At 33.2% G+C, this 14,531-nt stretch carries 16 protein-coding genes; 15 read left to right on the top strand and 1 reads right to left on the bottom strand.

Features of this window, described 5'->3' with window-relative positions; genetic code table 11:
* Positions 1-2: 2 nt before the first annotated feature.
* Positions 3-1,220 carry an RsmB/NOP family class I SAM-dependent RNA methyltransferase gene (locus BM246_RS11055; RefSeq protein WP_042505852.1) on the bottom strand — a complete coding sequence of 406 codons (1,218 nt, stop codon included), beginning with the start codon at positions 1,218-1,220 and terminating at the stop codon, positions 3-5.
* Positions 1,221-1,365: 145 nt separating this feature from the next.
* On the opposite strand from BM246_RS11055, the gene BM246_RS11050 reads away from it, so the two are divergent.
* The 15 genes from BM246_RS11050 to BM246_RS10980 all read left to right on the top strand — a co-directional run bounded on the left by BM246_RS11050 (position 1,366) and on the right by BM246_RS10980 (position 14,511).
* Positions 1,366-1,947: an RNA polymerase sigma factor gene (locus tag BM246_RS11050; protein ID WP_042505851.1), complete on the top strand. Its 582-nt coding sequence runs from the start codon at positions 1,366-1,368 to the stop codon at positions 1,945-1,947.
* A 68-nt stretch (positions 1,948-2,015) separates the two neighbouring features.
* Positions 2,016-2,339, top strand: coding sequence for a hypothetical protein (locus BM246_RS11045; RefSeq protein ID WP_052415456.1), 324 nt, complete (start codon positions 2,016-2,018; stop codon positions 2,337-2,339).
* A gap of 7 nt (positions 2,340-2,346) precedes the next feature.
* Positions 2,347-2,886 carry a Spy/CpxP family protein refolding chaperone gene (locus BM246_RS11040; protein WP_074937889.1) on the top strand — a complete coding sequence of 180 codons (540 nt, stop codon included), beginning with the start codon at positions 2,347-2,349 and terminating at the stop codon, positions 2,884-2,886.
* Between the two features lie 122 nt (positions 2,887-3,008).
* Positions 3,009-3,494: an EF-hand domain-containing protein gene (locus BM246_RS11035; protein ID WP_042495820.1), complete on the top strand. Its 486-nt coding sequence runs from the start codon at positions 3,009-3,011 to the stop codon at positions 3,492-3,494.
* Positions 3,495-3,700: 206 nt separating this feature from the next.
* Entirely contained in the window at positions 3,701-4,450 is a 750-nt protein-coding gene (locus BM246_RS11030; RefSeq protein WP_042495819.1) for a polyphosphate polymerase domain-containing protein, read from the top strand.
* Positions 4,451-4,452: 2 nt separating this feature from the next.
* A complete protein-coding gene (locus BM246_RS11025; RefSeq protein WP_042505847.1) occupies positions 4,453-5,055 on the top strand; it encodes a DUF4956 domain-containing protein in 603 nt (200 codons plus the stop codon).
* 1 nt (position 5,056) lies between these two features.
* Positions 5,057-5,803, top strand: coding sequence for a DUF2490 domain-containing protein (locus BM246_RS11020; RefSeq protein ID WP_074937887.1), 747 nt, complete (start codon positions 5,057-5,059; stop codon positions 5,801-5,803).
* An 18-nt stretch (positions 5,804-5,821) separates the two neighbouring features.
* Positions 5,822-7,231, top strand: a complete 1,410-nt coding sequence (locus BM246_RS11015; protein ID WP_074937885.1) for a CotH kinase family protein — start codon at positions 5,822-5,824, stop codon at positions 7,229-7,231.
* 160 nt (positions 7,232-7,391) lie between these two features.
* Complete coding sequence (locus tag BM246_RS11010; protein WP_074937881.1) at positions 7,392-8,192, top strand: YHYH protein; 801 nt, start codon at positions 7,392-7,394, stop codon at positions 8,190-8,192.
* Between the two features lie 11 nt (positions 8,193-8,203).
* Positions 8,204-8,815: a toxin-antitoxin system YwqK family antitoxin gene (locus BM246_RS11005; protein ID WP_042505843.1), complete on the top strand. Its 612-nt coding sequence runs from the start codon at positions 8,204-8,206 to the stop codon at positions 8,813-8,815.
* A 4-nt stretch (positions 8,816-8,819) separates the two neighbouring features.
* Complete coding sequence (locus BM246_RS11000) at positions 8,820-9,488, top strand: SCO family protein (RefSeq protein ID WP_074937879.1); 669 nt, start codon at positions 8,820-8,822, stop codon at positions 9,486-9,488.
* A gap of 113 nt (positions 9,489-9,601) precedes the next feature.
* Positions 9,602-10,666, top strand: a complete 1,065-nt coding sequence (locus BM246_RS10995) for a WD40/YVTN/BNR-like repeat-containing protein (protein WP_074937877.1) — start codon at positions 9,602-9,604, stop codon at positions 10,664-10,666.
* 346 nt (positions 10,667-11,012) lie between these two features.
* Positions 11,013-11,861 (top strand): hypothetical protein, encoded by an 849-nt coding sequence (locus BM246_RS10990; RefSeq protein ID WP_083415781.1) that lies wholly within the window; start codon positions 11,013-11,015, stop codon positions 11,859-11,861.
* 41 nt (positions 11,862-11,902) lie between these two features.
* The gene (locus tag BM246_RS10985) at positions 11,903-12,967 is read left to right on the top strand and encodes a substrate-binding domain-containing protein (protein WP_042495808.1); all 1,065 of its coding nucleotides are present in this window, start codon (positions 11,903-11,905) and stop codon (positions 12,965-12,967) included.
* A gap of 20 nt (positions 12,968-12,987) precedes the next feature.
* Positions 12,988-14,511 (top strand): sugar ABC transporter ATP-binding protein, encoded by a 1,524-nt coding sequence (locus BM246_RS10980; RefSeq protein ID WP_074937875.1) that lies wholly within the window; start codon positions 12,988-12,990, stop codon positions 14,509-14,511.
* Positions 14,512-14,531: the final 20 nt, after the last annotated feature.

The raw sequence follows: 14,531 nt of genomic DNA, 5'->3' as shown, positions 1-14,531 counted from the left end.
TGTTAGTTCACTTTACGCTCTAAAAGTGCCATGTAAAATCCGTCGAATCCAGATTTATGAGCCATTACCTTTTTATCTTTTACTAAAGAGAAATTTTCTCCCGCTTCCGATTTTAAAAAGGTAGCTACTTGGTCTTGATTTTCCGAAGGTAATACCGAGCACGTTGCGTAAACCATTTGTCCGCCAGGCTTAACCATTTTACTGTATTGCTGAATGATTTCCTGTTGTGTTTTCTTAATTTTATCAATAAACTCGGGCTGAAGTTTCCATTTAGCATCGGGATTTCTTCTTAAAACACCTAAGCCAGAACAAGGCGCATCGATTAAAACACGATCGGCTTTGTCATAAAGTTTTTTAATAACTTTAGTAGATTCTATAGCACGGTTTTCAATATTATGAGCACCATTACGTTTTGCACGTCTTTTTAATTCGTTCAATTTATTACCATAAATATCCATGGCAATAATTTGTCCTTTGTTTTCCATTAAAGAAGCAAGGTGCAACGTTTTTCCTCCAGCGCCGGCACAAGCATCTACAACACGCATACCAGGCTCTACATTTAAAAACTCGGCAACCAATTGAGACGAGGCATCTTGTACTTCAAAATGTCCGTTTTTAAACATTTCAGTAGAAAATACATTAGCACGCTCTTTTAATTTTAGAGCACTTGGGTGATCTGGTAAAAAATCGGTTTCAATATCTAAATCAAACAAGGCGGTTTGTAGCTCTTCCTTAGTTGTTTTTAATGTGTTAACACGTAAAATAACATCGGCTTGCACGTTTAAAGCTTCAATTTCTTTGCTCCAAAGTTCTTTACCTAATTCTTTTACTCCAATTTCATCCATCCAATCTGGGATAGATTCTTTAAATTTTCTATTGTTAGAAAGCTCATCATAGCGCCCTTTAATACGGCGTAATGGTGTACCTTCAAAATATTTCCAATCTGGTAATTTTACACCTTTTAAAGTTGCCCAAACAGCAAACATACGCCACAGGTTGTCACGGTCAAAAGGTTCTTTTACTTCGGCAATTTCGGCATATAGACGTTTCCATCTTACCATTTCATAAGTAGTTTCGGCAACAAAACCACGGTCTCTCGCTCCCCAACGCTTATCGCGTTTTAAAAGTTGTTGTATAACCTTATCGGCGTATTTTCCTTCGTTGAAGATTAGGGTTAAACCGTCAATAACCGCAAAGCATAAATTTCTGTGTAATCGCATTTTTTCTAGTTCTCAGTTTTCAGTTGGAAGTTTTCAAACAAAAGTTATCCATCTTTCATCCAAACTGCATTAATTATTAGAGTTTGCAAAGTTACGCTTTATTCATTAATAATTTTTCTTAATTTGCAGCGATTAATTAACGCATTTGGAAGAACAAGATTTTATAAACGATTTAAGAGCAGGTAAGCAATTTGCGTATGGAAAGTTGCTAGATCTCTTTCAGCAAAAAGTGTTTGCAACTTGTATCTCGTTTGTACCCAATAAAGAAGATGCCGAAGATATTGCGCAGGATGTTTTTGTTGAGGTTTTCAATTCGATTAATAAATTTAAAGGGAATTCGAAATTATCAACTTGGATTTACCGAATTACCACCAATAAATGTTTGGAGTTTATTAGGAAGAAAAACACGAAAAAGCGTTTTGCCTTTCTGCAATCTATAATGGGAAATGAAATCCCTATGGATAAAACCAAATATTTTACAGAAATGAACCATCCGGGAGTTTTATTAGAGAATAAACAAAAGAGTGAAACGCTCTTTAAAGCTATAAACCAATTGCCCGATGCCCAGCGTGTGGTTTTTACGCTTAGTAAAATAGATGGGCTTAGTAATCAGGAGGTTTGTGATATTACAGAAAAAAGTTTGTCGTCGGTAGAGTCGTTAATGTTTAGGGCGAAAAAAAACTTGCAAGATGTTTTGGGTGATTTTTATAAAAATGACATGAAGTAAAAAAAAATGAGCAGCCTAACGCAAGTTTTAATAAAATATTGCATCTAAAGTTTTATAATACAAAAGATATGGATATTAATAAAGATATACAACAGAAAATAGATAGTACTTTACAAGCTGTCGATGGTATTGAAACCGTAAATGTGTCGCCTTTTTTTAAGGATAAAACCATGCAACGTTTGTTTTCTGAAAAGGAAGAGGTTGTTGTGGCATCGAGTTGGTTTACGCCAAAATTACAATTGGCTACTTTGGCATGTGTTGTTGTTTTAAACGTGCTTGCATTTACGCAGTTAGATAATAGTTCGGGAACCTCTAGTTATGATGAGAACTTGAATCAATTTGCAGAAACATACGGTTTGTCGTCTAGTTCGACAACATCATTTTTAAATTAAAAATCAAATGAAAAAAAATATAGTTTTATACATTCTACTTGTTTTTCTGGTAGCTGTTAATGCTTTTTTTCTCTTTAATTATTTAGGGAAGCCTATAGGGAAACAAAAGATGGAGCGCCAAGATCCTATGAGTTTTATTATAGATGAGTTGAACTTTAACGAAGAGCAACTAGAGGCTGTGCAAATTCTAAATAGAGAGCATCGTCAAAATATGATGCGAAACAATAGTGGTATCAAAAAAATGAAGGATGCTTTGTTTAGTAAATTATCTGAGACTGATTTAGATTCTAATGTTGTAGATTCTTTAGCTCGTAAAATTGCTTTAAAGGAAATGGAGTTTGATAAAATGGCATTTTATCATTTTAGAGATATTCAAGAATTATGCAATGCTGAACAAAAAGAAAAATTTAAGAGTATAATGAAACAAGCACTTCAGAAAGGACCGAATAATAGAGAAGGTGGCCCTGATCAAGAAGGTAGAGATAGAAACGGACCGCCACCACCAAGAATGGGTGGAGAGCACGAAGGGCGACCGCCAATGCATTAATATAAAAGAAAAGACATTCATTTTGAGTGTCTTTTTTTTTGTGATTATATTAACAAAACTGCGCGCGAGTTTATACAAATAATACCATCTAAACTTATATAAACAATAAAATAATTTTTAAGATGAAAAATAAAACATTTAAAACAGGTGCCTTAGTTTTTGGATTGGCATTATTAGGTTCGACTCAAACATTTGCACAGTCGGAAGAAAAGGGAAATCAAAAACCGCCATCATTTAGTGAGTTGTTGAAAAAGCTAGATGCTAATGAAGATGGTAAACTATCGGAAAATGAAGTAGACGGACCTTTAAAAGAACAGTTTGCTACAATTGATGCGGATAAAGATGGTTTTATTACTGAAGCTGAAATGAAACCGAAGGCAAAAGAAGCAAAATCGGAAAAGAAGAGTAAAGGTCAAGGAAAAGGTATGCCAACTTACACGGAGTTGTTAGAACAAATGGATGCTGATAAGGATGGTAAACTGTCTAAAAGTGAAGTTAAGGGGCCATTGAAAAACGATTTCTCTAAAGTTGATACTGATAAAGATGGTTTTTTATCTGAGGCAGAATTAAAAAATGCTCCAAAGCCAGAGCGTCCACAAAGAAGGTAATTGATTAATTATTTATAATACAAACTATAACTCTCATTGTAGTTTTTTTAAAGACTCAAAATTTAAAAATTTTGAGTCTTTTTTTTTTGTTTTTTTTTGTTAAGATTTTTTTAACATAATACAAGCGCAAGTTTTAAAACAGATGGGCATCTAAACTTTATGTAACAATTTAATAACATTCTATTAATATTAAATAAGTTGATAATATGCCGCAAAACATTCAAAAAATAATGAGTAGGTTTTCTTCTATTTCGTTAGATGAAATGAATAGTGTAGCCTTAATGAAGCGAACCGATACTAAGTTTGTAATTAATAAAAAGCAGTTGGTTTCTATTTTACATTCGATAGAGCAGGAGTATCGAGTTTTAGAAATTAATACGGATAGAGTAATGAGTTACTCATCATTGTATTTTGATACTGTAGATAATAAATTTTACAACGATCACCATAACGGGAAGAATAATAGAACAAAAATTAGACAGCGTAAATATGTTGAATCTAATCTCTGTTTTCTTGAGATTAAGCAAAAGAATGGTAAGGGAGAAACGAATAAAACACGAATTCCTGTAAAAGATTTTGAATTGAATTTATCAAAATCATCAGAAGCCTTTATCGCAGAAACTACAAACGAAGACTTTAATTTAGAGCCTAGCCTCTGGAATGGTTTTAACCGAATAACCTTAGTGAATTTAAAAAGTAAAGAGCGTGTTACTATAGATTTAAACCTTTCTTTTAAAATTAACGAAACAGAGAAAAACTATAATGATTTAGTTGTTGTGGAAGTTAAGCAAGAACGTTTCAATAGAAATTCGGCAATAGTAAAAGCCTTAAAATCTTTACGCCAGCATCCTTATAGTATAAGTAAATATTGTATTGGTATGATAAGCTTGTACAATGATGTAAAGTACAATGTGTTTAAAAAGAAATTAATAAAAATCAATAACATTACAGCATAACTATGGAGTTTTTAGAGATACCAATTTTCGACGACGATTTTTTTAAAATGGCTTTCCGTTTTACAATAAACTTAGGGTTTTTAACGCTAATTATACGCTGGTTGTATTATACATCTTCTAGACGAAAAGATTATTTGTTTACTTTTTATATGATAAGTTTTATCGTGTTTTTCTTGTGTTTTACGCTTAAAAAATTCGAGTTAGATATTGGTATGGCTCTAGGTCTCTTTGCTATTTTCGGTATTATACGGTACCGAACAGATGCTATCGATATTAAAGAAATGACCTATTTGTTTGTTGTTATTGGTGTTTCTGTAATGAACTCTTTGGCTAACAAAAAAATGAGTTATTCCGAAATTCTTCTAGCCAATACTGTTGTGGTAATTTCTATAGCTATAATTGAAAAGTTTTGGCATTTAAAGCACGAAGTTACTAAAGAGATTGTCTACGAAAATATAGAAAATATAAAACCTGAGAATTATGAGTTACTTAAGACCGATTTGGAGGATCGAACAGGTTTAAGTATTAACAATGTTTCGATTGGTAACGTAGATTTTTTAAGAGATACAGCAGTACTAACTATTTATTACTACAACAGAAAATAATATGAAGAATCAAATTAAAGGGGTTAGGTTAAGGCATTGCTTCTTATTAAATGTTATATGGGTTGCTATGCTTAGTGGTTGTTTAAGTTTTGGACAGTCTGGTGATAGTGATTGGGGATCTTGGAACACCATAGGGTTAGAGTATAAATTAGATAAAAAATGGACGTTTAGTTTAGAAGAGCAGTTACGGTTAAAGGAGGATATATCTGTGATAGATGAATATTTTACTCAATTGAATGCTGAGTATAAGTTGTTTAAAGATTTTAAACTAGCAGGAGGTCTTAGATATATTCGTCAGAATGATAATCAAGGAAATATTCAAGGTTACGAGAATCATTTTCGTTTTAATATCGATGCTAGTTATAAACACGAAATAGATGATTTTAAACTAGGTTATCGTTTGCGTTATCAACATAAAAATGAATTAGGTGTGTCTTCAGAAGAGGGTGATTATGCAAATCAGAATGTTCGTTTAAAAGCATCTGTAGAATATAATATCAATAACTGGAGATTGGATCCTAAATTTTCAGCAGAACTATTTAATCATTTTGAAAAAGAAGATGACAATGGCTTTAGCAAATACAGATTAACGTTTGGTACAGATTATAAAATTAAAAACTTTGGAGAGATTGGTGTTTTCTATCGTTTTGAAAAAGAATTGAATGTCGATTTACCCGATGTTACCAATATAATTGGTCTAAAATATATGTATACAATTAAGAATAAATCGAAAAAAAAGAAAAATTAACAAACTAAAATTAAAAACATGAAATATTTAAAAACCCTATTTTTATCTACTTTTCTAGCGCTTGCTTTTTCTTGCGCTAATGATAGTACTTTCGCTCAATCGGCAGGCGAAGAAGACGATGTTGTAATAACTACAGATGATACTGATTTTGAAGCGACAGATTGGACAACGGAAACACATAGTAATGATGTTGATGGTGATTTTGATGAGGTGTTCGAGGATGGCACTGTGAAACGTTTGGATATTGTAATCACGGAAGAACGTTGGGAGGCTATGCTTGATGATATGACTAACCTTTACGGAACATTCGGTTCTAGAGGAGGTGGTAGTTCTGGTTTTTCAGATGAAGATCCTGTTTTTGTTCCTGGTGAAGTTTTTTATCAAGATAAAGAATGGTATCGTGTTGGTATTCGTTTTAAAGGAAATTCAAGCTTGCAAAGTGCTTGGCAGGCTGGTATTTTGAAGTTGTCATTCAAGCTTGACTTTGATGAATTTGAAGATGATTATCCACAAATAAAAAACCAACGCTTTTATGGCTTTAAGAAATTGAGTCTTAAAAATAATTATGATGATAGTTCTATGATGCGCGAAAAAGTGGCGACAGATGTCTTTAGAAATGCAGGTTTAGTAGCGTCACATACCGCGTTTTATACGGTGTATGTAGACCATGGTGATGGACCGCAATATTTTGGAGTTTATACTTTGGTGGAAGAGGTTGATGATACGGTTATTGATACGCAATATGCTGATAACGACGGTAATTTATATAAACCAGACGGAGATGCGGCAAGTTTTGCTAGCGGAACTTATGATGAAGATGAATATGTTAAAAAAACAAACGAAGATGAAGCTGATTTTACCGATGTTGCAAACTTGTTAGATGTTATTAATGATAGTTCTAGAACAAGCGATGCGGAGGCATGGAGAGCGAGTTTAGAAACGGTTTTTGATACCGATGTGTATTTAAAATATTTAGCTGTAAATACGGTTATTCAAAACTGGGATACTTATGGTAGGATGACGCATAATTACTTTTTGTATAATAACCCTGATACCGGTAAATTAAACTGGATTCCTTGGGATAACAACGAGTCTTTACAAACAGGGAAACAAGGAGGTGCGTTGTCTTTAGATTTTTCAGGATTAAATTCATCAACATGGCCATTAATTGGTTACATCTATAGTGATGAGGTTTACAGAGCAAAATACGATACGTACGTTCAGGAGGTTGTCGATGGTCCTTTTGAAACTAGTGCTATGCAGGCTTTGTATGATTCTTATTCATCTTTACTAGAAGAATATGTAAATGCCGAGGTTTCGGGTTATACGTTTTTAAATTCAAGTTCAGACTTTCAGTCTGCTGTAAGTGGATTAAAAAGTCATGTGTCGAGCAGAGCATCTGCAGTAAGTAGTTACTTAAATGATTAATATTAGTAAATAGTTTTAAGAAAAAACACCTCAAAAAATCAATGTTTTTGGGGTGTTTCTCTTTTTTATCAAAAAAAAGTGAAAATTGGCGCAAGTTTATTTTTATAAACACATCTAAAAAAGCATATCAATTATATATAACTTTAAAGAATAGATTAAAATGAAAAAGGAAATTAAAAAAATAGTGTCGTATTCGAGCTTTTTAGCTTTGATATTAATGTCGGTACTAGCGTGTAGTAGTAGTGAAGATAGTAGCTCTGAAGAAGCAGATAGTGATGATGGAGAAGAGGCAGTAACAGAATTGCACGCCGCTTTTGCGGCATTTAATTCAGATGCGGTTACGGCTATTTTATCTGATGATGGTACGGAAGTTTACATTGAAACCACTGGGTATCCAGACCATACTTCAGTGTATTGGGAAACAGATAATGCGCTTTACATCGATGAGCCAGATGTTTCAAAAACAACTCAGGATACTTATATAGGTGGAGGGCAAGGTGAAGCGGCGAGTTTTACAGTAGATGCTACACCAGATTTAACTGGAGCAACTGTTGCAACACAATTAAATACTATTGGTATAGCGGTTAGTGGGGCATCTATATTTAACGATCAAGAAGGTGCAGGAGATTTAGATCAAGCTGCCGGAAGTTTAGATTGGGCTGGAGCTCATAAAGGTCCTGGTGTATATCATTATCACTTAGAGCCTACACCAATTACTAGCGATGATGATAGTTTAGTTGGAATATTGCTTGATGGTGTTTTTATTTATGGAAGACAATGTAATTCTACAGGAGGAACGCCTACAGATTTAGATGCTTCAGGTGGTCATACATCTGTTACGCAATATACAGATGGTGTAGAGGAGTATCATTATCATATTATTAATGAAGTGTACGCTGCGGGAAATTATGCATATCAGCCAGCGTATGTTCTTTTTGCAGGGCCATTTCAAGGATATTAAATTTTAAAATTATGAAACCAATTCTTTTTTTTATACTTATTACTTTATCAATCACGAGTTGTGAGAAAGGTGTATCTGGTAAAACAGCTAGTGCTGTTGAAGGTGAGTTAATCGTTATTGATAGTGTTGAGGTTTTAAAAGAAGAATTGGTTCTTAACGGAAACAAAGGCATATGGTATTATAAAGGTCAGCCTTACAATGGTTATTCTTTAAAGTACTACCCAAACGGTGTTTTAGAAGAAAAATGGGGTTTTTATAATGGTAAAAGAGAAGGTGTTGCAAAACGTTGGACTAGAAACGAAAAGCTTCAATTAGAATCTTATTATAAAAATAATAGGTTGGTAGGTAGCTACAAAACATGGTGGGAAAATGGTGTTTTGTCTGGTGAAACTTATTATGAAAACGGCGTAAAGCAAGGTGTGGAAAGAAAATGGTTTTCAGATGGGCAATTGAATAAATTAAGAAATTTTGTTGATGGAAAAGAACATGGCTTTCAAAAAGCTTGGTTAGCTAATGGCAAAATGTATGTTAATTATGAAGCCAAAAATGGTCGTGTTTTCGGTATGAGAAGAGCAACATCATGTGTTAGGTTAGAAGATGAAGTAATTATCAGGAAAAAATAATGTTATGAAATATCTATTAATTGCAGTGCTGCTTGTTTTTGCAAGGTGTAAGAATGAAGTTAAAAAAGAAAATATTAAAGTTGTTGAAAATAGTAGAGTAGATTATTTGCCGTATTACAACGATGAATCTTTTACACCACATTGGTTAACGCCAAATACAGAAGAAGAAAAAACATTTCATAAAATTCCAGATTTTTCATTAACAAATCAATCAGGAGAAACAGTTACTCAAGATACTTTTGAAGGTAAAATTTATATAACCGATTTCTTTTTTACAACCTGCCCAGGTATTTGTCCTAAAATGACGGGCAATATGGCGAAAATTCAAGAGGAATTTAAAAACGATCAGGATGTTTTATTGTTATCACATTCCGTAATGCCAAGTACAGATTCTGTTAGTGTTTTGCGTGCATATGCCAATAAAAATGATGTTATAGATAATAAATGGCATTTAGTAACAGGTAGTAGAGATGAAATTTATACCCTCGGAAGAGATTATTATTTTGTTGAAAGTGATTTAGGAGAAGTAAAAAGTATTGATGATTTTTTACACACCGAAAATTTCTTATTAATTGATAAAAATAAACATATTAGAGGAATTTATAATGGTTTAAATAGAGCGTCCATGGCTCAATTAATTACCGATGTTAAAGCTTTAAAACAAGAAATATAAATATAGCTATTTGATTAGGTCAGTATTAATAGTAGGTTAAATTTTGTTTAATAGCTCTAAAGGCTCCACGCGTAAAGCTGGAGCCTTTTTAATTTTTGACTAAATTTGTACCTATGAAAAATATGAGCCTTATTGTTTTAGTGTTACTTAGTTTGTTGTCTTGTGGAAACCATTATCAGTTACCAGAAAAACAATTTAGTACCGTTGTGGTTAGGCATTTGTTAGTAGATTCACTTTTAAACGTTAGAGCGTTAGAAATTGTTAAGGAAAATAATGGGGTTTTCTTTTTAACTTCAAACGGAAAAGCAGGACATATTTATAATAGTGATACTGATAAAAGATTAAATATTGTTTACCCGATTGCTGTAGCGCCAGATTCAATTAAAAACAATTTTAGATCTTTAGCTGTAACTTCAAAAAACGGTTTCGGATTATCTATTGAGAGTCCGGCAAGATTGTATGAAGTTAAAAACGACGAGAAGCGGCTTGTTTATCAAGAAAACCATTCAAAAGCATTTTACGATGCTCTAGATTTTTGGAACGACCAAGAAGGTGTTGCTATTGGAGATCCTACCAATACATGTTTAAGTATTATAGTTACTAGAGACGGAGGAAATAGTTGGTCTAAAATTCCATGCGAAAATTTACCAAAAGCTAAAGAAGGTGAAGCTGCTTTTGCTGCCAGCGACACCAACATTTCTATTGTAGGTAAACATACTTGGGTTGCAACAGGAGGAAAGTCGAGTAGAATATTGTATTCTCCGGATAAAGGAAAAACATGGCAAGCTTTTGAAACTCCTATTATACAAGGCGCAGAAACTACAGGGATGTACTCAATAGATTTTTATGATGCCCAGCATGGTTTTGCTATTGGTGGCGATTACACGAAGCCTGAAGCTAATGTTGCTAATAAAATTAGAACGTCCGATGGAGGTAAAACATGGCAGGTTGTTGCTAGTGGAGCAAACCCTGGATACCGGAGTTGTGTGCAATATGTTCCTCAGTCTAACGGGAAAAAATTGGTTGCAGTAGGTTTTAAAGGTATCGATATTTCTAATGATGCCGGTGATACTTGGAAACATGTTAGTGATGATGGTTTTTATACTATACGCTTTGTTAGCGATTCAATCGCTTATGCTGCTGGAGCGGGAAGAGTATCTAAACTTCATTTTAAATAGTAGATTGTCTTCATTTTAGAAATGTATTTGTAGGAAAAATAATATTTTTTGTTTATCTTGGGAATTGTCAAGTCTTATGAATTTTACTTCATTTATTTAGAATTCGGTAAAATTCTACTATTTTTTTTAAATTTTTCTTATTTTATTTACAAGCGTTATAAATACGTTAAACCTCTTATTTGTAAAGGGTTTTGGTTTGTTTAACGCAATAATAACACTGTAATCATCTGTTTTGTAGTGTATTGTTTTATTTTTTATTTGGAAATATTAAATATAATTATATATATTTGAAAAAATAAACGTCCAAAGTACGTTATTAAAAAAAACTAAACTAAATACTGAAATTATGAAACTACCACTTCAAAGAATTAGTAACCATTCTAATTTATCTTCTATTAAAGCTATTTTACTAGCTGTGCTTTTTTTAGGTTTTAACTCTGTACAGGGACAAGACGATGTAGTAAACGATGATTATAAAGCTTTTACAGCTGGTGCTCATTTAAAAAACATGCACTTATGGCATGGGTTTGTTGTGCACCCAGGTGCTATGCTTGCTACTAATTTGGAGTTTAATTCAAGAGATGCTAAATTCACTTTTGGTGTTTGGGGCGGTGCGAGTTTAACAACAGTAGATGTCACTAATAAAATTACAGGTGAAAATGTTGGTGCTCACTATCAAGAATTTTCTATTTATACAAAATATCGTTTTTCTGATAAGTTCTTTATCGAAGCGGTTACTCATAATAACTATACAGGTGTAGAAGAGCGTGGTGATGTGTTACATTACTGGAGTTATGATAAGACACAAGGGTATAACTTTGTAGATCTTAACTTTGGTTACAATGTTACGCCAAACACGTTATTATACTTTGCTACCGTTCTTGGTGGTGGTTCTGGAGACTACGAAGTGCAAACTGATGGTTCTTTAGAAGACTCTTGGACGCATTACTTTGAGGTGAGTAGTAAGGTTTGGGAAAAGGGAGATTCTAGCTTATCACTTTTCGCAGGAGGCGCATGGTCTTTTGTAACAGATAAAACTTTTTATACCGAAGGAGCTGGTAATTTAATAAATGTAGGGGCAACCTTCAATAAAAATGTTAAATTAGGTACTTATAATTTACCAATTGGAGTAACTGCTATGTGGAATCCAGAAAAAGAGAAAACGGTACTTCAAGTAGATTTTACAATATTTTAATAACCAATAACTAAACAAAATAATTCTTTAAAACGTTCATTATGAAAACAAAAAACAAAACTTCGGTTCTAAAGCAATGTTTAAAGCCATTAATGGTGCTTGCATTAATATTTAATTTATCTAGTTGTGTAGAGCAAACAGGTTCTACAAGTGCCACTGTAAATTCTGCAGAAGATACAGGTGTTACTGTAGCAAGTAATGTAGATTTAACTGGAATGAAAATTGGGTATTGTACACCATCTTTAAATGCTCCTTATTATCAAGCTTTATTACAAAGTATAAAAGCTAATACAGAAAAAAATGGTATGGTATTTTTATCTGCCGATGGTCAAGATGATATTAACAAACAAGTTGCAGCTGTTGAAGATTTAATTACTAAAGGTGTTGACGCTTTATTGCTAAACCCAAAAGATCCTGATGCTTTAGTAGGTGTTACAAGAGCAGCAAAAGCTGCAGGTATTCCTGTTTTTATTATTGATAGTTCTATAAATCCTTCCGCAGACTATGTTACAACTATACAGTCTAACAATTTAGCAAACGGAGAATTAGCAGGTGAGTGGTTAGTTAAAAAAATGGGAAACAAAACAATGAATATTGCTTTATTAAGTGGTAACGCTGGTAACCCTGTTGGAAGAACTCGCAAGCAAGGTTTATTGCAAGGTATTACAGAAGAGCAATTAAGAACGCAAGGTAAAATAGATTTAAATGTAAAAACGCAAGCTTATACAGAGTGGTCTTATGCTGGTGGTTTAAAAGCTATGGAAGATATTTTAGTAGCGCACCCAGATATTAATGTAGTAATTACAGAATCTGATGTTTGTGTATTAGGAGCTATTAAAGCAATTGCTCAAGCTGGTAAAACAGACGATATTTTAATTGTAGCTGGTGCAGACGGACAAAAAGAGGCTATTAAGTATATTATGGATACCGATTTTTACGGTTGTACAGCAATGAATAGCCCAGTGCAAATTGGTAAAAATGCTGTTCAATATGCTATTGAATATATCAACGGAAAAAGAGATTTCCAAAAAACATCTTTCACAGCGCCTTTACTAATTACAAAAGAAAACGCTGCTAAGTACTACGATCCAAAAGCATTATTTTAATCTTTTAAAATTTTATTGATATGCATAATTCAGATAATGAATACCGTCTTGAAATGACCGGAATATCAAAAAGTTTTGGTGTTGTTTCAGTACTAGAAAATGTAAATTTAAGAGTAAAGCCTGGAGAAATCCACGCTTTACTTGGCGAAAATGGTGCGGGTAAATCTACTTTGGTTAAAATCCTTAGTGGTGTGCATCAAAAAGATTCTGGAAAAGTAATTTTAGATGGTGAAGAAATTAGTCCTAAAAACACTCACGACGGGCAGGTTTTAGGTATTAGTGTTGTGTATCAAGAATTATCTTTAGTAAACGATTTATCGGTAGCCGAAAACATATATCTGCACAAACTTGGTGCAAGTAAATTTTGGATGAACTGGAAGCAAATTACTAAAGATGCTCAAGAATTAATAGATTCTTTAGGGTTTGATATTGATGCATCTGCAACCGTAAGAAACTTAAGTATTGTGCAAAAGCAAGTGGTTGAAATTGCCAAAGCACTTTCTGAAGACACTAAAGTTTTGGTGCTAGATGAGCCTACAACGGTTTTCGATCCAACGGATACTAAAAAATTATTCGATAACCTTTTTAAGCTTAGAGATAAGGGAATTTCTATTATTTACATTTCGCATCATTTAGATGAGATTTTTAAAATTGCAGATTCTGTTACCGTACTTAGAGATGGTGTAGATACTGGAAGTATGGCTGTTAAAGATACAAATACGGATGGAGTAATTCGTTTAATGATTGGTAGAGAATTGAAAGATTTATATCCAACACGTGATGTGAAAATAGGAGATGTTCCTGTATTTGAAGTTAAAAACTTAACAGCAAAAGATACTTTAGTTCACGATGTATCATTCTCGGTACGTCCTGGTGAAGTGCTTGGAATTGCAGGTTTAGGAGGAAGTGGGAGAACGGAAACCGCAAAACTTATTTTTGGAGCTCACAAGAAAAAATCGGGAACTTTAATTTTAAACGGAAAAGAAATAAAAACAAATTCACCAGTATGTGCTGTTGGACACCAAATTGGTTTTGTTTCAGAAGATAGAAAAGAAGACGGTGTGTTTTTACCATTGTCCATTAGACGAAATATTAGTGTAACCAATTTTGCAGGTATTTCAGGAAAGCTAGGCTTTATTAATGTGGACGATGAGTATAAAAATGTGTTAGGTTTAATTGAAAAATTAAATATAAAAACTCCAAGTTCAGAGGTCGATGTTAAAAACCTAAGTGGTGGAAACCAACAAAAGGTGGCTTTAGCAAAATGGTTAAGTATAGACAGTAAAGTTATTTTTATTGACGAGCCTACACGTGGCGTTGATGTTGGGGCGAAAATTGAAATTTATAATCTTATTAATGAAGTTGCTAAAAAAGGCGTTGGAGTTGTAGTAATCTCTTCTGATATGCCTGAAATTATGGGGATAGCAGATCGTATTTTAGTGATGCACGAAGGTACATTCTACGGAGAGTTAACCAAAGAAGAATTTTCCGAAGAAAACATTTTACGCTATTCTATTGGCGAAAAACTTAAACAAGTAGTCTAACAAAACTATAACAAAAAACA

It is taken from the genome of Algibacter lectus (genome assembly GCF_900112395.1).
Taxonomy (GTDB): Bacteria; Bacteroidota; Bacteroidia; order Flavobacteriales; family Flavobacteriaceae; genus Algibacter; species Algibacter lectus.
Note: the sequence above shows the minus strand (reverse complement) of the source record. Positions and strands in the feature narration are given on the sequence as shown.

Excerpts from the sequence above, each read along its gene's own strand:
- BM246_RS11055 (WP_042505852.1), bottom strand. The coding sequence starts at position 1,220 with ATGCGATTACACAGAAATTTATGCTTTGCGGTTATTGACGGTTTAACC.
- BM246_RS11045 (WP_052415456.1), top strand. The coding sequence starts at position 2,016 with ATGGATATTAATAAAGATATACAACAGAAAATAGATAGTACTTTACAA.
- BM246_RS11040 (WP_074937889.1), top strand. The coding sequence starts at position 2,347 with ATGAAAAAAAATATAGTTTTATACATTCTACTTGTTTTTCTGGTAGCT.
- BM246_RS11035 (WP_042495820.1), top strand. The coding sequence starts at position 3,009 with ATGAAAAATAAAACATTTAAAACAGGTGCCTTAGTTTTTGGATTGGCA.
- BM246_RS11030 (WP_042495819.1), top strand. The coding sequence starts at position 3,701 with ATGCCGCAAAACATTCAAAAAATAATGAGTAGGTTTTCTTCTATTTCG.
- BM246_RS11025 (WP_042505847.1), top strand. The coding sequence starts at position 4,453 with ATGGAGTTTTTAGAGATACCAATTTTCGACGACGATTTTTTTAAAATG.
- BM246_RS11020 (WP_074937887.1), top strand. The coding sequence starts at position 5,057 with ATGAAGAATCAAATTAAAGGGGTTAGGTTAAGGCATTGCTTCTTATTA.
- BM246_RS11015 (WP_074937885.1), top strand. The coding sequence starts at position 5,822 with ATGAAATATTTAAAAACCCTATTTTTATCTACTTTTCTAGCGCTTGCT.
- BM246_RS11010 (WP_074937881.1), top strand. The coding sequence starts at position 7,392 with ATGAAAAAGGAAATTAAAAAAATAGTGTCGTATTCGAGCTTTTTAGCT.
- BM246_RS11005 (WP_042505843.1), top strand. The coding sequence starts at position 8,204 with ATGAAACCAATTCTTTTTTTTATACTTATTACTTTATCAATCACGAGT.
- BM246_RS11000 (WP_074937879.1), top strand. The coding sequence starts at position 8,820 with ATGAAATATCTATTAATTGCAGTGCTGCTTGTTTTTGCAAGGTGTAAG.
- BM246_RS10995 (WP_074937877.1), top strand. The coding sequence starts at position 9,602 with ATGAAAAATATGAGCCTTATTGTTTTAGTGTTACTTAGTTTGTTGTCT.
- BM246_RS10990 (WP_083415781.1), top strand. The coding sequence starts at position 11,013 with ATGAAACTACCACTTCAAAGAATTAGTAACCATTCTAATTTATCTTCT.
- BM246_RS10985 (WP_042495808.1), top strand. The coding sequence starts at position 11,903 with ATGAAAACAAAAAACAAAACTTCGGTTCTAAAGCAATGTTTAAAGCCA.
- BM246_RS10980 (WP_074937875.1), top strand. The coding sequence starts at position 12,988 with ATGCATAATTCAGATAATGAATACCGTCTTGAAATGACCGGAATATCA.